Consider the following 15,844-nt stretch of genomic DNA (forward strand, 5'->3'; position numbering starts at 1 on the left):
CTGGCGCAATTTCGGCGTGCGGCCGCAGGCCGCACGCCGATTTCAATCCTCGTTGGATTTGGCATTCTCCAGAAGCATGTAGTCGAGCGGCAGCTGCGTCGAATACTTGATCTGCTCCATCGCAAAGGCGGAAGAGACGTCGCGAATCTCGATCTTGGCGATCATCCGCTTGTAGAAGGCGTCATAGGCGGCGATATCGGGCACGACGACTCGCAGGAGATAGTCGACATCCCCGCTCATCCGGTAAAATTCGACCACTTCGGGGAATTCGGCAACGACCTCGGAAAAGCGTCGCAACCATTCGATCGAATGTGTGGCCGTGCGAATCGACACGAAAACGGTGACTTTGGTGTTGACCTTCTCCGGATCGAGGATGGCGACTCGCCGCTTGATGACGCCGTCTTCCTCCATCTTCTGAATGCGCCGCCAGCACGGCGTCGTCGAAAGACCGACTTTCTTGGCGAGATCGGCCACGGCAAGGGTCGAATCTTCTTGCAGCAGACGCAGTATTTTGCGGTCGAGGCGGTCCATGCGCACAACAGTCCTTTCGAATTATTTTTCTTTGTATAACGCGATTCCGCACGACGAAAAGAATTTTGTTTCAGGAAAGCAGTACTTTCGTCCGCCCTCGCAAGACCGGCAGCAATTCGCCCTCAAACCAGGGATTACGCTTCAGCCAGCCGCTGTTGCGCCAGCTCGGATGCGGCAGCGGCAGCACCGCAGGTAACCGGCTGGACAGAAGGCTGTCGCGCCATGCCCGCACCGTCTCGGTCATATTGCCCTGCTTTTCGTCGGCCATGTGCCAGGCCTGTGCATATTGACCGATGACCAGCACGAGTTCGATCTGCGGCATCGCCGAAATCACCCTTTGCCGCCAGAATGGCGCACATTCGCGGCGCGGCGGCAGATCTGCGCCCTTGTCGTCGTAGCCGGGAAAGCAGAACCCCATCGGCACGATGGCGAATCGGTCGCGGTCGTAGAAGCTTGTCCTGTCGACGCCGAGCCAGGACCGCAACCGGTCGCCAGAGGCATCGTCAAACGGCAGGCCGCTTTCATGCACCCTCAGCCCCGGCGCTTGCCCGGCGATCAGGATGCGTGCCTTCGAGGAGATCACGGCCACCGGCCGCGGCTCGTGCGGCAGCCGATATTCAGGGCCCTTCGCCGGCATATCCCGACAGATGCGGCAGGATGCGATTTCGCTCCGCAGTATCTCCAGGGTGGCTTCGTCGGTCATCTCTTTACTCCCACCCGGCGATCTGCCGGATGAAACGCAGGGCGTCGTCGAAGCCGGATTTGTGGCGCGCGTGATCGCGCACATCACGCGGCCGCTCGAAAGCCCCGGCCCAAAGGCCCGCCTTCGCGGCCCTCGCCTCGGCCTCCTCCTTACCATAACCGCCATAGGAAATGGCCATGCCCAGGCGCACCATGGCGGCATTGATATCGCCACTCGTCCCGCTCCGGCAGACGACGAGCAGCCTGTCGTAGCGGTCGCGCCGGCTGCCCTGACAAAGCGTTCCCGATGCCAGGACCATACCCTGCAGCGCTTCACGCGCCGCCCGCCCGCAAGCCCAGGCCTTCCCTGCCCTTTCGCAGCTCTGGCGGAGCTCAGGCGCATCGATGCCTTCGAGGCGCAAACGTTCGTCTCCCAATGTCAGGCTGTCGCCGTCGGCAGCATGAAAAGCGCCAGCACGCTCGATTCTCGCTGCATCGTTGAGCTTGGCGGCAATCAGCGCCAGGAGCGCCAGCAGGGCAAAAGCGATCACGCCGTCGCGAATCAGGCGCAGGCCCCGTGTCACGCTTTCGCCTCCTTAAAAAACAAATCCTTGGCAAAGATGGCAAACATCTTCTTAAGAATTGCCGGTTAAGCTCTTATCCACCCTGGGATGAAGTTTCAACGTGCACATGAGTACCGGCGTCAGCACATCGACCGACAAGATTATCGTCGACAGGTCGCGCAGCCACCGCAACAAGGCCGTTTCCAAGGCCGTGCGGCAGACGCGCGAACGTCTTCAGTCCGGCCATGCGTCCAATTCCTCCTTCGACCGCGACGTGCTCAAGATGTATGTGGCATCGATGCTGCAGGGCGCGACGATCATGCCGCTCTTCGTGGTCATCATCACCGCCCTCGGCGTCTATTTCACTCAAAACACACAATTGCTTTTCTGGGCGCTGCTGACGCTCACCTGTCACGCCGGCAATATTCTGCTCGCACGGCGCGCACGACGGCAGGAAATCACCTCCGAGAACGCCCGTAAATGGCGCCGCCTGCTGCTGCTCGGCCAGTTCCTGCTCGGCTGCTGCTGGGCCATCTTCGCGCTGCAGGGCTGCGATAGCTGCGAGCCGTCGAGCTTCATCCTTTATAAGGGTGCGACGCTGCTGATCGCGCTCTCCGTCACGGCGATGTCGAACTTCATGCTGACGCCTGCCGTGCTCGTCGGCTTCGCGCCGGCGATTCTGGCGCTCGCCGCCAAGAGCGGCCTGTCGCGCGACCTGCTCGAAATCAGCCTGACGGGCGCCTTCACTACCACCGTCGTCTTCTTCAATTATATCAGCGACCGGCTCTTCAAGTCGAACCTCAGGATCCTTTCCTACCAGTCGGAGAAGGATGACCTGATCGCCGAGCTCGAGGTGGCGAAATCGATGTCGGATGAGGCCCGTCGCCGCGCCGAAGAGGCAAACCTCGCCAAATCCCGCTTTCTCGCCTCCATGTCGCACGAACTCAGAACCCCGCTCAACGCCATTCTCGGTTTCTCCGAAGTGATGTCGGCGGAAGTCATGGGGCCGCTCGCCAATCCGACCTACAAGGAATATGCCGGCGATATCCACCGCTCCGGCCAGCATCTGCTCGATCTCATCAACGAGATCCTCGACCTGTCGCGCATCGAGGCCGGCAAATACGAGCTGAGCGAGGAGGCGATCTCGCTTCTCGATATCACCGAAGATTGCATCGGCATGGTTCAGCTGCGCGCCCGCGCCAAGAACATCGCCATTTCGGATCAATTCGAGCGGCAGCTGCCGGCCATCTGGGCAGACGAGAAGTCGATGCGCCAGGTGGTGCTCAACCTTCTCTCCAACGCCGTCAAGTTCACGCCGCAAGGCGGCGAAATCCACGTCAAGGTCGGCTGGACGGCCGGCGGCGGACAATACATCTCGATCAAGGACAACGGCCCCGGCATTCCGGAAGAAGAGATCCCCGTGGTGCTCTCGGCCTTCGGCCAGGGCTCGATCGCCATCAAGAGCGCTGAACAGGGCACCGGCCTCGGCCTGCCGATCGTCCAGGCGATCCTTGCCAAGCATGACGGGCAGTTCCTGTTGAAATCGAAGCTGCGCGAAGGCACCGAGGTTATCGCCATCCTGCCGGCCAGGCGCGTTCTGCAGAGCCTGCCGGCCGTCGAAGAAGCCCATGCCGTCGCCCGCAAGCGCCGGAGCTTTGCCTGATAGAGCCCGCGTGGTTCAGCCGATCCAGTTTAAATCAGGCCGGACTGAAAAACAGGTGCTTGCCGAGAACGAAACCGAGATAGAGGCAGCAGGCAGCGATCATGCAGGTCACGGCAAATGAGCCGAGATCCTTGGCATGTTTGCCGACGATCGAAATCTCCGGTGAAATCCGGTCGATCACTTCTTCGACGGCGGTATTCATCGCCTCTATCGAAAACAACCCGAGAAACAGAAGCACTGCGACGACGATTTCACCCGCACTCGCCCCCACCAGCGCCAGCGCCGCCATAGAAGCGGCGAAGAAGCCGAGTTCCTGGCGGAACGCCGCCTCTTTCAACACGCGCAGAAAGCCCGCCCAGGAATAGCTCGCCGCGGCGATGAAATGCCGAAATCCGGTATGCTTCGTCACCGCGGGCTTCGCCAAGGTCGATCCCCTAATGTTTGTTGGCCACACCCGCCTGGGCGAAGGTCGCCATGCCGGAATGGCAGGCCGCCGCCGCCTTGACGATGCCGGCGGCAAGAGCAGCCCCCGTGCCTTCGCCGAGCCGCATGCCGAGCGCCAGAAGCGGCGTCTTGCCGAGCATCTCGATCGCGCGCAGATGTCCGGGCTCGCCGGAAACATGTCCAATCAGGCAATGGTCGAGCGCGGCTGGGTTGGCGGCTTTCAGGATCGCCGCAGCGGCCGTCGCGACATAACCGTCGATCAGCACCGGAATGCGCTCCATGCGGGCGGCAAGGATGGCGCCGGCCATGGCCGCGATCTCGCGGCCGCCGAGCCGGCGCATGATCTCCAGGGGATCGTCGAGATGATCGCTGTGCAGCGCCACCGCCTTTTCCACGGCCGCGATCTTGCGCTCCAGCATCTCGCCTTCCGAACCAGTGCCGGGTCCAACCCAGTCGCGCGCCGAACCGCCGTAGAGCGCGTAGTTGATCGCAGCCGCAATCGTCGTATTGCCGATACCCATTTCGCCGACACAGAGCAGGTCGGTGCCGCCGGCAATCGCCTCCATGCCGAAGGCCATGGTGGCAGCGCAATCGCGCTCGGAAAGCGCAGCCTCCTCGGTGATGTCGCCGGTGGGATATTCGAGCGCGAGATCGAAGACTTTCAGCCCGAGATCATAGGCAACGCAGATCTGGTTGATCGCCGCACCGCCGGCAGCGAAATTCTCGACCATCTGCTGCGTCACCGCGGGCGGAAAGGGCGTGATGCCCTGCCGGGTGACGCCGTGATTGCCGGCAAAGATTGCCACCAGCGGCCGGTTGACGGCAGGGGCGCGGCCCGTCCAGGCGGCAAGCCAGAAGGCGATTTCCTCGAGCCGTCCAAGCGCGCCCGGCGGCTTGGTCAGTTGCGCGTCGCGTTCTCGCGCAGTCACCAGCGCGCGGGCATCTGGCCCCGGCAGGTCACGAAGCAGGGTACGGAAATCGTCGAACGGCAGGCCTGAAACGCTCATCTGTGCGGTTTTCCTATGAATCCGGGTATTCTTGTTTTCGCGCAAACCACTTGTTTGCGTCGAGCAAATCAGCTTCTTTGCGGGTGGCAACTCTCTTAAAGCGGGCGGACGAGGCGAACAACTCCAAAAGCGCCGCCGCGACCATAAGCCGAAACCTCTGGCAGAACGAAGCAGAATGAAGATCAAGGACCATGCGGTCGATACCGCCCGCGCCGTCGCCTTCCTCAGCCGCATTCCCATGCCGCAGTCACTGTTCAAAGGCTATGACGGCAGGCTCGGCCCGCTGGTGCGCGCGTTTCCCTTCGCCGGCATCGTCATCGGTGTCCCGCCCGCCCTCGTCCTTCTGCTGCTTTTGGGGCTGCGCGCCGATCCGTTGATGGCGGCCCTGATCGCGCTTTCCATCCAGGTCCTCGTCACCGGCGCGCTGCATGAGGACGGCCTGGCCGATACGGCCGACGGCATCGGCGGCGGCAAGAGCCGCGAGCAGAGCCTTATCATCATGAAGGATAGCCGGATCGGCACCTATGGCGCGATAGCGTTGATCCTCTCCTTCGCGATCCGCGCCGCAGCACTTGCCGCCCTCGCCCGCCACGCCTCGCCGCTTGCCGCAGCTCTTGCCGTTCCCGCGGTTGCCGCCCTCAGTCGCGGCGCCATCGCCTGGCACTGGCAGCGGCTGCCGCCGGCCAAGGCCGATGGCGTGGCCGCCTCGACCGGCCGGCCGGACGAGGCGGCGATGCAGTTTGCGCTCGCTTCGGCCAGCTTCCTCGCAGCCATTCTGATCTGGCCGGCATTCGGCCTGCAGCCACTGGTCGTAAGCCTGCTCGCGACCGGCATCGCCAGCCTTGCCTTCACCGCCGTCATCCGCCGCAAGCTTGGCGGCCACACCGGTGACACGCTGGGCGCGACGCAGCAGATATGTGAAATCGCCACCCTTTGCGCCCTTGCCACGGCTCTTTGAAACTCCGATATATCGCTCATGCAAACACCCTGCATTCACGTCTGTTCCCTGGTTTCAGCCACCGGATTTTGCGCCGGCTGCGGCCGGACTCTTCAGGAAATCGGAAACTGGGTGAGTTACTCCGATACCGAGCGAAGACGGGTCATGGCGCTGCTGCCGGCAAGGCTTGCAGGCGTGGCAGCGGTGTCGAACCACATGAACACAACTCTCGCCGGCGGGCCGGAGCGGCCTTTATGATGCGTTTGATCGTCTTCCTCGCCGTCATCGGCATCGGCCTTACCGTGCTTGTTGTCAACAATGACAGCGGGCGCATCCTCGGCCTGCAGAGCGATGATTTCGGCCGCGTCGTCTATCTGCTGCCGATCGCATTGATGCTGTCGGCCGGCATTTGGACAAGCCGGCGCAGCCTCGGTGAAACGATGCGCCATATGATGATATGGCTGGTCCTCATCCTGGCGCTCGCCACCGCCTATCTCTATCGCCAGGACGCGCTTGCCGTCGGCAACCGGCTGCTCGCCGGCCTTGTCCCCGGCCGCGCAGTCGTTGTCACGACAAGCGAGGGCGGCCAGGAAATCATCCTGCATAAGCTGCTGAACGGCCATTTCGAGGCCGATGTCGCCGTCAACGGCCAGACGATCGAGATGCTCGTCGATACCGGCGCCAGCATGGTGGCGCTCTCGCGCGAGGATGCTGCACGGATCGGCATCGACCTTACCCGCCTCACCTATTCCATGACCGTCATGACCGCCAACGGCCGCGGCCGCGCAGCCCCCGTCACCCTCGACCAGGTGGCGATCGGACCGATCATCCGCAACAATGTCGCAGCCAGCGTCGCCGAGGACGGCCGGCTCGACCAGAGCCTGCTCGGCATGAGCTTCCTGGAAACGCTTGGCTCGCTGCAGATGCAGACGGACGAACTCCGCCTGCGGGATTGAGCTCGGCGCAGCTTTACGCCGGCATTCGGATCTGTCACCTTCAAACGCAACAACAAGACCACAAAGAGCAAAAAGAAACTCCTAGTCTGGTGGCACCGCATGTTCGACCGGCTTTCGCCTTCGGCGGGGCCTTGCCCCATGGGTGTGACAGGAGTTTCGCAATGAATTCACTCTGGCCGATCGTCATCGGCGGCGTTTTGCCGGCTCTCTTCTGGGGCATCACCGCCATCTTTCAGAAGCAAAGTGCCACGGCTGCCACCGGCTCCGCCGTCTATCTGATCGCCTTCGGCGCTGCCTGCGCTATCGCCGGCCTGATCGCAGCGCTGATCTGGCGCCCTGCTCCCTGGACCGCGGAGGGCCTCGGATTTGCCGCCACGGCAGGCGCCTGCTTCGCCGTCGGCACCGGCTTGATCAGCTTCGCACTTTTCGCCTATGGCGTCCCGGTTTCCAAACTCGCGCCGATCTGGAGCTGCAACGTGCTGGTGACGCTGGCAATCGGCGCCGTCTTGCTCGGCGAAGCCTCCGAATTGAACATCGTAAAGCTGGTCGCCGGCACCCTGCTCATCCTTTCAGATGCCCTGCTCATCAGCAGCGCCTGAGGAGGAAAGACGACCCGCTTCGGCCCCGAATACTCCTGCATTGCAGCACGTTCTGCATTGTTGATATCCTGTGTGAAGACGCTTTTGCGCGCCACACGGAGCCAACATGAACCCGCGACAATTGAAGACATTCCTTGCGGTGACCCGACACGGAAATCTCACGCGCGCCGCTGCCGAGGTCAATCTCTCCCAGTCGAGCCTCAGCGATCAGATACAGGTGCTGGAAGAAGAACTTGGAGCAAAACTCTTCCTCCGCTCCCGGCAGGGTGTTACCCTGACACCGGCGGGTGCGGCGCTGCAGACCTATGCGGAAGAAATCCTGACGCTGAACGACGAGGCAAAAGGCGCCGTCCGTGTCGCCGCCGGCAACGCCCAACAATCCATCAGCGTGGGCACGCTTGAAACCATCGCCGCCGAAAGGCTGGCGCCCTGGCTGTCGCTCTTTGGCAAGCAGAACCCGGGCCTTGGCGTGAAGCTGAAGATCGGCGGCAGTGGTGAATTGCTTGCGCAATTGCAGTCGGGCTCGATCGACGTCGCCTTCACCTTCGATCGCGGCCAGCAGGACCAGCGTTTCGCCATGCGCCGAATCTCCAACGAGCCGCTGGTCCTGATCGCCAGCCGTCATTCGCATGCACGATCGCCTGAAAGTCTCGCGGCATTGTGCACTGTGCCCTTTATAGCGACCGAATCCGGCTGCGTTTACCGCCACCTGTTCGACACCGCCTTTGGCGCGGCCGGTGTAGCTGCGCCACCTATTGTCACGGAAGTCGACAGCATCGCGACGATCGTCCGGCTCGTCGCGTCTGGCGCAGGTTACGGGCTGGTCCCCCGTCTCGTGGTCGGCGCGCGCGGCGATATTGTCGAGCTGCCGTGGCCGGGCGAACCACCCGCGGCAGCGCTGGTGATGATGTGGCGGCGCAGGCGCGTGCAGCCGCCGGCGCTCGCCCTCCTGCTGCAATCGGCAAGCGACGAACTCTCGCCGGTCAGACCAACCGATGTCCGCCTTCGACATGCAGGATAGTGCCGGTCGTAAAGCCATTGCCGATCAGGAAACGGATCGCGTCGGCAATATCCTCCGGATGACCGACGCGCCCTGCCGGCAGGCGCTGCGCCATCGCCTCCAGCGTCGCCTGCTTGGCGTCTCCGGCAACCAAGCTCCAGATCGGTGTATCCACCCATCCCGGCGATATGGCATTGACGCGGATCGGCGCCAGTTCGACGGCAAGCGCCCTGACCAGGCCCTCGAGCGCCGCATTGACGGCTGCGACCACAGATCCGCGCGCTGCCGGCCGATAAGCCGCGACACCCGAGGTAAAGGTGATCGATCCTGACGGCGGCAGACGGGCCGCACCATATTTCGCCAGCAGCAGCGGCCCGTAGAACTTGCTCTCGACCACCCGTTGCGCTGCCGCAAGCTCGATCGACGGCAGCAACTGGTAGGCCCCTTTGATATCGGCGGCCGTGCTGACGATATGGTCGACCGGTCCGCTCTCTCGAAACAGCGCCGCGACTTCCTCCTCTCGCGATATATCGACGACATATGTCGCAAGCTTCGGATGCCCGCCGAGGTGCGCCGCCGCGAGCCTGTCCCGACTGCGTCCCGCAATCATTACCGACGCCCCCTCATCGAGAAGGCGCCTGGCAAGCGCCAGCCCCATGCCGGAGCTGCCGCCGACGATTATCACCTTCGCATCTTCGATCCCGATAGCAGTCATCTCACTTCTCCTTTTGGCTGGGAGAGCAGATGCCGCGAACCGGAGCGGAAGAAAAACGGAAGAAACCGATAGCATCATCGGGTTTTCCGATGATGCAATTCGGAGCGATCAGTTGCGCAGCCGGTAGCCGGTCTTGAAGATCCAGCCGAGCGTTCCCAGGCAGATCGCCAAGAACACCGTGATCATCGCCAGGCTGATCGCCGGGTTGACGTCGGCGATCCCGTAGAAGCTCCAGCGAAAGCCGCTGACGAGATAGAGCACCGGATTGAGGTGGCTGACCGCCTGCCAGAACGGCGGCAGCATGTTGACCGAATAGAAGCTGCCGCCGAGGAAGGTGAGCGGCGGCACGACCAGCATCGGAATGAGGTTCAGCTGTTCGAAATTACCGGCCCAGATGCCGATCATGAAGCCGAACAGGCTGAAGGTGATCGCCGTCAGCAGGAAGAACAGGATCATCATGAAGGGATGCTCGATCCTGACATCGACAAAGAAATTGGCGGTGAGAAGGATGATGAAGCCGATGATCATGCCCTTGGTCGCCGCTGCCCCGACATAACCGATCAGGATTTCGGCCATCGCCACCGGCGCCGACAGCACCTCGTAGATCGTGCCGGTGAATTTCGGGAAATAGATGCCGAAGGAGCCGTTGCTGATGCACTGGCCGAGCAGCGTCAGCATGATCAGGCCGGGCGTGATGAAAGCGCCGTAAGAGACCCCCTCCACCTCCTGGATGCGCGAACCGATCGCGGCACCGAAGACGATGAAATAGAGCGATGTCGAGATGACGGGCGAGATAACGCTCTGCAGCAGCGTGCGACGCGTACGGGCCATCTCGAAGAAATAGATGGATTTGATCGCTTCGACATTCATTTGCTCGCTCCCACCAGCGCCACGAAGATGTCTTCGAGCGAACTCTGCCGCGTCGAGAGATCCTTGAAATGGATGTTGTTCTCACCGAGCCGGGTCAGGAGCGCCGCGATGCTCTCCTGCTCGTTGTCGGCGTCGAAATCATAGGTCAGCCGGCTGCCGTCCGCTTCCAGCGTCAGTCCGTTGCCGGCAAAACAATCCGGAAGCCGTTCGAGCGGTTCGGCGAGATCGAGAATGAGCTGCTTGCGGCCGAGCTTGGCCATCAGCGCCGCCTTGTCTTCGACAAGCAGCAATTGCCCTCCATTGATGACGCCGACGCGATCGGCGATCTCCTCGGCTTCTTCGATATAATGGGTGGTCAGGATGATGGTGACGCCAGAGGCCCGAAGCTCCTGAACGACATTCCACATGTCCTTGCGCAGCGTCACGTCGACCCCGGCTGTGGGTTCGTCGAGGAAAAGAATATCCGGCTCATGCGACAGCGCCTTGGCGATCAGCACCCGCCGTTTCATGCCGCCGGAAAGCTGGCGCAGCATATTGTCCTTCTTGTCCCAGAGCGACAGCGCGCGCAGCACCTTCTCGATATGGGCAGGGTTGGCTTTCTTGCCGTGCAACCCCCGCGAAAAGCTCACCGTATTGAACACCGTCTCGAACTGATCGGTGGTCAGTTCCTGCGGCACCAGCCCGATCATCCCGCGCGTGGCGCGGAAATCCTTGACGACGTCGTGGCCTGCGACCAGCACCTGGCCGCCGCTCGGATTGGCGATACCGCAGATGATCGAGATCAGAGTCGTCTTGCCAGCGCCGTTCGGCCCTAGCAGCGCAAGGATCTCGCCCTTTTCGACCGTGAGATTGATGCCTTTCAGGGCCTCGAACCCGTTGGCATAAGTCTTTGTGAGGTTCTGAACGGAAATAATGGGGGCCATGCAGGACTCTTGCGGATTCGGAAGGTATTTCGGCCCGCTATATAGTTCGTCTGTGACGCTTTGACATCCTTCGGGAACGTGAACACTGCATTCACACAGCACCAACACCGTCACCAACGACGGGCAGGTCACAGCACAGTCATATCGCCGCGACAGCCGATCTTGCTGTAAAAAGAAAGTTATGGCCGGCTTGGAATGTCATCATGCGGTGATATTCATGCCCGATAAGTGAGCCGAGGCATGCAGCGGCATCCGCCCCGCCGCCCATTCCTTTGCGGAGCCGTCTTCCCGGCGTTCTCGTTGCGCCCTTTTCCGCTGCCTCGGCATGTAATGAAAGTTATTGTCAGTCACCAAGTGCTTGGAACCGGCCAGTATCCCCTGTTCAGCCGCGTTCGTCTTAGCCGGCCTCTGGCCGGCTTTTCTTTTTGAGTCGTCGTGGAAGCAGGTGGCCGCCCTCGTCCTTCGAGGCCCCTGGCGGGCACCTCACCGGATTTGGCGCAACGGGGTATGCTGGCCCCTAACGACACGGCACAGCAATCAGCCCTCATCCTTGCGCAGGCCAAAGGCGGAAGCCTCGAAGGACGAGGGCGGGTGGGAGGCAGCAGACGCCCCCTCACAATTCATCGTAATTGAACCAGTCGAAATCCGCGACCTTGCCTCGCCCTGACGTGTCGAAGGCAAACACGCCGGCGAAGGCGCCGGTGAAGGAGCCGTGTTCGCCACGCCCGCCCTCGTCGGAAATCACACCGGCGTCGAGGACCGGGCCGATCGGCTGCCAGGCGCCCTTCCCCTCGGTCTGCCAGAAGAATTGCAGGTCGTTCTCGCGAATTTCCATAGCGAGTTGGACACGCCCCTCGGCGGGAATGGCGACGCCGCTTTCGGCGGGGAAGCTGAGGCGTCCGTTCGGATAGTCGCCGTTGCAGGAGAGGATCGTCACGCAGCGGCCGAGTGTTTCGTGCAGCGTCACGGCGACGGCGTGGAACTTGTGACGATTGTAATAATGCGTCAGCCCGGCAACCTGCTGATAGGTGTCGGGCGCGAATTCGACCACGGTCTCGGCGCGGAAGCTGTGATGCTCCTGTCGGCGGGCGACCAGCGACTGCTCGAACCAGGAACCGATGCTTTCGCGCGCAATCAGACGCAGATGGCCGGGACGATCCGTCAGGTTGAAGATGCGCGCGGGTTCGGGCGTGCGCAGCCACTGGAAATCGGCCGGCAATGTGGCGCCATCGAAGCTGTATTCACTGCGCATCGGCCTTTCCAACGGCACAGCACCAAACAGGCCCGGCACATCGACATCGGGCACTGAGGTGCCGTTTTCGAGATAGAGCCAGTCATCACCGCGCCAGACGCATTTCTGCAGGCTGGTCTCGCGCCCCAGCGTGCAGCGCCGCTTCGGCGGCAGCGGCCGGCCGCAGAGATGGGTGTGGTAGGCCTCGCCATCAAGCGTTTCGACATATTGGCCATGCCCCGCCCGCTGCAGCACCGCGCCAGGATGATCCTTGGAGGTGATGAGATGCGTGTTCGGATGCATCTCATAAGGCCCCTCGATGCGGCGCGAGCGCGCCATGGTGACTGCATGGTCGTAGCCGGTGCCGCCCTCGGCGGTCGTCAGATAATACCAGCCGTTGCGCTTGAAGAGATGCGGGCCTTCGACGAGGCCAAGCGGACTGCCGGCGAAGATGTTCTTGATCGGACCCGTCAGCGCCTTCGTTGCCGGGTCCCATTCCTGCAGCAGGATGCCGTCGAAAGCCGGCGATTTCGGCGAGCCGCCATAGCTCTCGGTACGGTGGTTCCACTGCATGTTGACGAACCATTTGCGGCCGTCGTCGTCGTGGAAGAGCGAGGGATCGAAGCCGGAAGAATTGACATAGACGGGATCCGACCACTCGGCCTCGATCGAGGGCGCGGTGACGATGTAGTTCGGCGCGTCCTTGAAACTGCCGTCGAAGCGCTTGACGTCGGTATAGACGAGCCAGAACTGGCCATCGGCATAGGAAAGGCACGGCGCCCAGATGCCGCAACTGTCCGGATTGCCGCGCATGTCGAGCTGCGAGGGGCGCTCAAGCGGCCGTCGCACCAGCGTCCAGTTCACCAGGTCGCGCGAATGGTGGATTTGCACGCCGGGATACCATTCGAAGGTCGAGGTGGCGATGTAATAATCGTCGCCGACGCGGCAGATCGAGGGATCGGGATTGAACCCAGGCAGGATGGGATTGCGGATCATGGACGGGCTCCTCTTAAACAAACTGTGGTACGTACGTCAGATTGGCGCGGATACGTCGCCTGCCCACCCTCATCTCTGTGGCCTTAGGGCTTTGCCCAAGGGATGTCACAGAGATCCAGCCGGCCCAAGTCCTTGGGCCGGAAAGACCCTTCTCACCGCGCGGACGCGCGGTGGCTGGATTCCTGTGACATCCCTCATGCCTGCATGAGGACACAGGAATGAGGGAGCAACAAATGTGCTCCCCGCCTTCATACCCGCTCCGCCGACTTCGCCCAGAGATTGATATCGGCCTCCTTGGCATAGACATCGATCTCGGCAAGCTCCTCGGCCGAAAATTCAAGGTTATCCAGCGCCTTGACGCAGTCGACGATCTGCGACGAGCGGCTGGCGCCGATAAGCGCTGAGGTCACGCGTCCGCCGCGCAGCACCCAGGCAATCGCCATCTGTGCGAGCGTCTGGCCGCGCTTTTCGGCAATCCCATTGAGCTTCCTGATATTGTCGATGATCGAAGGACGGATGAAATCGCGCTTGAGGAAATGGTTCTGCGCCGCCCGGCTATCGTCGGGAATGCCGGCGAGATATTTGGTCGTCAGCATGCCCTGGGCAAGCGGCGAGAACACGATCGACCCCATGCCGACATCGTCGAGCGTGTCGAGCAGTCTGTCGTCCTCGACCCAGCGGTTGAGCATCGAATAACTCGGCTGATGGATCAGGCACGGCGTGCCGAGCTGCTTGAGGATCGCGGCGGCTTCTCGAGTGCGCTGCGAATTATAGGAGGAGATGCCGACATAGAGCGCCCGGCCGGAGCGAACGATATGGTCGAGCGCGCCGCAGGTTTCCTCAAGCGGCGTTTCCGGGTCGAAGCGATGCGAATAGAAGATATCGACATAGTCGAGGCCCATGCGCTTCAGGCTCTGGTCGCAAGAGGCGATCAGGTACTTGCGGCTGCCCCACTCGCCATAAGGGCCTGGCCACATGTCATAACCGGCCTTGGAGGAGATGATCAGTTCGTCGCGAAGCCCGGAAAATTCGGTGCGCAGTATCTCGCCGAAGGCGGTCTCGGCGCTGCCGGGAGGCGGGCCATAGTTGTTGGCGAGATCGAAATGGGTGATGCCGAGATCGAAGGCCGTGCGGCACATGTCGATCTTGCGGTCATGCGGCGTATCGCCGCCGAAATTGTGCCAGAGGCCGAGGGAAACGGCCGGCAGCTTCAGGCCGGAACGGCCCGTGCGGTTATATTTCATCTTCGAATAACGGTCCGCGGCGGGTTGCCAGCTCATGAAACTCTCCTTCGTGCGATATCAGCGTAATCGTCATACGGCATTTTCGGCTCACGAAAACGCCGCCACCTGCCCCTCATCCGCCTGCCGGCACCTTCTCCCCGCAAGCGGGGAGAAGGGAAATGCCGCAGCCTCTCCCTTCTCAACCACCTCTCGCATGGCACGTCCCCTCGCCCCGTTTACGGGGAGAGGGTTAGGGTGAGGGGCAACCATAAGCACAAATCGGACGACAGGTGGCGCGAGGCCTACATGACGAAACCAATGGAGCAAGCGCGCCGACACGGCAAGCGTAGGCGCGCTTCCTCCGCTACCTCAACAACGCCTGCGCCTCTTCGATGCCGAGCGCGGCCGGCTGCGTGCAAGTCGTCGTGAGCTCGATGAAACGGCCCTCCTCGCCCGACTTCAGGATCGAGGTCATGACGTCGACGCCGTGCAGCGTGCGGTCCAGCGAGCAGCGTGCATCGCGGCCTTCGATCAGCGCCATCGCCATATCGGCAAGGCCGGCCGTGCGGTAGTTGGCCCGCGAGCCATTCGGGCTTTCCTGGTTGATCTTGCCGAACGGATGCTCCCAGTCTTCCAGCGGCTTGATCTCCTTATCGCGGCCGCTCGCCTCGACGGTGCCACCGAAGAAGTTCGGATCCGGCACGTAAAGCGAGCCGTCGGTGCCGTAGAGCTCCATATTGGCATGACGATGCGACCACACATCCCAGCTCGCCGTCAGCGTCACGGTGGCGCCGTTGACGAATTCGAGCAGCGCCTGGATCGTCGTCGGCGTCTTGACCGGGATGATCTCGCCATTGCGCGGCTCGCTGGTGATGGTGCGGGTCGGCGACGCCATCGAGGTCATGGCGCCGACGCGTTTGACCGGGCCGATCAGGTTGATCAGGTTGGCGATGTAATAAGGACCGAGGTCGAGGATCGGGCCGCCGCCCGGCAGGAAGAAGAAATCCGGGTTCGGATGCCACATCTCCATGCCGGGGCTCATGACGTAGCAGGCGCCCGAAGTGACCCGGCCGATGCCGCCATCGTCGATGAACTTGCGGGCGAGCTGATGCGCGCCGCCGAGGAAGGTGTCGGGCGCGCAGCCGACGGCAAGATTCTTCGCCTTGGCGATTCGGCGAAGCTCCTCGCCCTGCTCCAGCGAAAGGACGAGCGGCTTTTCGGAATAGACATGCTTGCCGGCTTCGAGGATTGCCTTCGACACCGGAAAATGCGCGTCGGGGATCGTCAGGTTGACGACGACGTCGATCTCGTCATTGGCGAGAAGCTCCTCGATCGTCTGTGCTTTGACGCCATACTCCTTGGCGCGCGCCTCGGCCGCCTGCAGGTTGATATCGGCGCAGGCCAGCACCTTCAGCCCCTTGAAGAGCGGTGCCAGCGAAAAATAGGTGGTGGAGATGTTGCCGCATCCGATGATGCCGACGCCAAGTTCCCTGGTCATGTTGTGC

Annotated in this window: 17 protein-coding genes; 6 read left to right on the forward strand and 11 right to left on the reverse strand. The window is 62.2% G+C overall.

The window, feature by feature from the left end; translation table 11 throughout:
• Positions 1-42 precede the first annotated feature (42 nt).
• From GGD57_RS02720 to GGD57_RS02730, 3 genes are all read right to left on the reverse strand, one after another.
• Complete coding sequence (locus GGD57_RS02720; RefSeq protein ID WP_007816294.1) at positions 43-531, reverse strand: Lrp/AsnC family transcriptional regulator; 489 nt, start codon at positions 529-531, stop codon at positions 43-45.
• Positions 532-601: 70 nt separating this feature from the next.
• The gene (locus tag GGD57_RS02725; RefSeq protein ID WP_184466605.1) at positions 602-1,234 is read right to left on the reverse strand and encodes a uracil-DNA glycosylase family protein; all 633 of its coding nucleotides are present in this window, start codon (positions 1,232-1,234) and stop codon (positions 602-604) included.
• 4 nt (positions 1,235-1,238) lie between these two features.
• Positions 1,239-1,796, reverse strand: a complete 558-nt coding sequence (locus tag GGD57_RS02730) for a thermonuclease family protein (RefSeq protein WP_184466607.1) — start codon at positions 1,794-1,796, stop codon at positions 1,239-1,241.
• Between the two features lie 106 nt (positions 1,797-1,902).
• Between GGD57_RS02730 and GGD57_RS02735 the strand changes: the two genes are divergently transcribed.
• Positions 1,903-3,438: a sensor histidine kinase gene (locus GGD57_RS02735; protein ID WP_184467376.1), complete on the forward strand. Its 1,536-nt coding sequence runs from the start codon at positions 1,903-1,905 to the stop codon at positions 3,436-3,438.
• Between the two features lie 34 nt (positions 3,439-3,472).
• On the opposite strand, the gene GGD57_RS02740 is transcribed toward GGD57_RS02735, so the two are convergent.
• Entirely contained in the window at positions 3,473-3,862 is a 390-nt protein-coding gene (locus GGD57_RS02740; protein ID WP_184466609.1) for a diacylglycerol kinase, read from the reverse strand.
• 10 nt (positions 3,863-3,872) lie between these two features.
• Positions 3,873-4,889, reverse strand: coding sequence for a nicotinate-nucleotide--dimethylbenzimidazole phosphoribosyltransferase (gene cobT / locus GGD57_RS02745; protein WP_184466611.1), 1,017 nt, complete (start codon positions 4,887-4,889; stop codon positions 3,873-3,875).
• 175 nt (positions 4,890-5,064) lie between these two features.
• Between cobT and GGD57_RS02750 the strand changes: the two genes are divergently transcribed.
• The 5 genes from GGD57_RS02750 to GGD57_RS02770 all read left to right on the forward strand — a co-directional run bounded on the left by GGD57_RS02750 (position 5,065) and on the right by GGD57_RS02770 (position 8,402).
• Entirely contained in the window at positions 5,065-5,847 is a 783-nt protein-coding gene (locus GGD57_RS02750; RefSeq protein WP_184466613.1) for an adenosylcobinamide-GDP ribazoletransferase, read from the forward strand.
• An 18-nt stretch (positions 5,848-5,865) separates the two neighbouring features.
• A complete protein-coding gene (locus GGD57_RS02755) occupies positions 5,866-6,084 on the forward strand; it encodes a DUF1289 domain-containing protein (RefSeq protein WP_184466615.1) in 219 nt (72 codons plus the stop codon).
• Positions 6,081-6,782 (forward strand): TIGR02281 family clan AA aspartic protease, encoded by a 702-nt coding sequence (locus tag GGD57_RS02760; protein ID WP_184466617.1) that lies wholly within the window; start codon positions 6,081-6,083, stop codon positions 6,780-6,782. The genes GGD57_RS02755 and GGD57_RS02760 overlap by 4 nt, the downstream gene beginning before the upstream one ends.
• 161 nt (positions 6,783-6,943) lie before the next feature.
• Positions 6,944-7,381, forward strand: a complete 438-nt coding sequence (locus tag GGD57_RS02765) for a hypothetical protein (RefSeq protein ID WP_184466620.1) — start codon at positions 6,944-6,946, stop codon at positions 7,379-7,381.
• Positions 7,382-7,487: 106 nt separating this feature from the next.
• On the forward strand, positions 7,488-8,402 hold the full coding sequence (locus GGD57_RS02770) for a LysR family transcriptional regulator (protein WP_184466622.1): 915 nt from the start codon (positions 7,488-7,490) through the stop codon (positions 8,400-8,402).
• On the opposite strand, the gene GGD57_RS02775 is transcribed toward GGD57_RS02770, so the two are convergent.
• From GGD57_RS02775 to GGD57_RS02800, 6 genes are all read right to left on the reverse strand, one after another.
• Positions 8,365-9,096, reverse strand: coding sequence for an SDR family oxidoreductase (locus GGD57_RS02775; RefSeq protein ID WP_184466624.1), 732 nt, complete (start codon positions 9,094-9,096; stop codon positions 8,365-8,367). The genes GGD57_RS02770 and GGD57_RS02775 overlap by 38 nt on opposite strands.
• Positions 9,097-9,204: 108 nt before the next feature.
• A complete protein-coding gene (locus tag GGD57_RS02780; protein WP_184466626.1) occupies positions 9,205-9,966 on the reverse strand; it encodes an ABC transporter permease in 762 nt (253 codons plus the stop codon).
• Positions 9,963-10,889, reverse strand: coding sequence for an ABC transporter ATP-binding protein (locus GGD57_RS02785; protein ID WP_184466628.1), 927 nt, complete (start codon positions 10,887-10,889; stop codon positions 9,963-9,965). The genes GGD57_RS02780 and GGD57_RS02785 overlap by 4 nt, the downstream gene beginning before the upstream one ends.
• Positions 10,890-11,502: 613 nt before the next feature.
• The gene (locus GGD57_RS02790) at positions 11,503-13,116 is read right to left on the reverse strand and encodes a glycoside hydrolase family 43 protein (RefSeq protein ID WP_184466630.1); all 1,614 of its coding nucleotides are present in this window, start codon (positions 13,114-13,116) and stop codon (positions 11,503-11,505) included.
• Between the two features lie 248 nt (positions 13,117-13,364).
• Complete coding sequence (mgrA, locus tag GGD57_RS02795; protein WP_184466632.1) at positions 13,365-14,396, reverse strand: L-glyceraldehyde 3-phosphate reductase; 1,032 nt, start codon at positions 14,394-14,396, stop codon at positions 13,365-13,367.
• Between the two features lie 307 nt (positions 14,397-14,703).
• Complete coding sequence (locus tag GGD57_RS02800; protein WP_184466634.1) at positions 14,704-15,837, reverse strand: Gfo/Idh/MocA family protein; 1,134 nt, start codon at positions 15,835-15,837, stop codon at positions 14,704-14,706.
• Between the last annotated feature and the right edge of the window lie 7 nt (positions 15,838-15,844).

The sequence above is a fragment of the Rhizobium esperanzae genome (genome assembly GCF_014197615.1).
Classification (GTDB): Bacteria; Pseudomonadota; Alphaproteobacteria; order Rhizobiales; family Rhizobiaceae; genus Rhizobium; species Rhizobium esperanzae_A.

Bases quoted from the DNA above. Each gene is read 5' to 3' on its own strand.
- GGD57_RS02720 (WP_007816294.1), bottom strand. From the start codon at position 531: ATGGACCGCCTCGACCGCAAAATACTGCGTCTGCTGCAAGAAGATTCG.
- GGD57_RS02725 (WP_184466605.1), bottom strand. From the start codon at position 1,234: ATGACCGACGAAGCCACCCTGGAGATACTGCGGAGCGAAATCGCATCC.
- GGD57_RS02735 (WP_184467376.1), top strand. From the start codon at position 1,903: ATGAGTACCGGCGTCAGCACATCGACCGACAAGATTATCGTCGACAGG.
- cobT (WP_184466611.1), bottom strand. From the start codon at position 4,889: ATGAGCGTTTCAGGCCTGCCGTTCGACGATTTCCGTACCCTGCTTCGT.
- GGD57_RS02750 (WP_184466613.1), top strand. From the start codon at position 5,065: ATGAAGATCAAGGACCATGCGGTCGATACCGCCCGCGCCGTCGCCTTC.
- GGD57_RS02755 (WP_184466615.1), top strand. From the start codon at position 5,866: ATGCAAACACCCTGCATTCACGTCTGTTCCCTGGTTTCAGCCACCGGA.
- GGD57_RS02760 (WP_184466617.1), top strand. From the start codon at position 6,081: ATGATGCGTTTGATCGTCTTCCTCGCCGTCATCGGCATCGGCCTTACC.
- GGD57_RS02765 (WP_184466620.1), top strand. From the start codon at position 6,944: ATGAATTCACTCTGGCCGATCGTCATCGGCGGCGTTTTGCCGGCTCTC.
- GGD57_RS02770 (WP_184466622.1), top strand. From the start codon at position 7,488: ATGAACCCGCGACAATTGAAGACATTCCTTGCGGTGACCCGACACGGA.
- GGD57_RS02775 (WP_184466624.1), bottom strand. From the start codon at position 9,096: ATGACTGCTATCGGGATCGAAGATGCGAAGGTGATAATCGTCGGCGGC.
- GGD57_RS02780 (WP_184466626.1), bottom strand. From the start codon at position 9,966: ATGAATGTCGAAGCGATCAAATCCATCTATTTCTTCGAGATGGCCCGT.
- GGD57_RS02785 (WP_184466628.1), bottom strand. From the start codon at position 10,889: ATGGCCCCCATTATTTCCGTTCAGAACCTCACAAAGACTTATGCCAAC.
- GGD57_RS02790 (WP_184466630.1), bottom strand. From the start codon at position 13,116: ATGATCCGCAATCCCATCCTGCCTGGGTTCAATCCCGATCCCTCGATC.
- mgrA (WP_184466632.1), bottom strand. From the start codon at position 14,396: ATGAGCTGGCAACCCGCCGCGGACCGTTATTCGAAGATGAAATATAAC.
- GGD57_RS02800 (WP_184466634.1), bottom strand. From the start codon at position 15,837: ATGACCAGGGAACTTGGCGTCGGCATCATCGGATGCGGCAACATCTCC.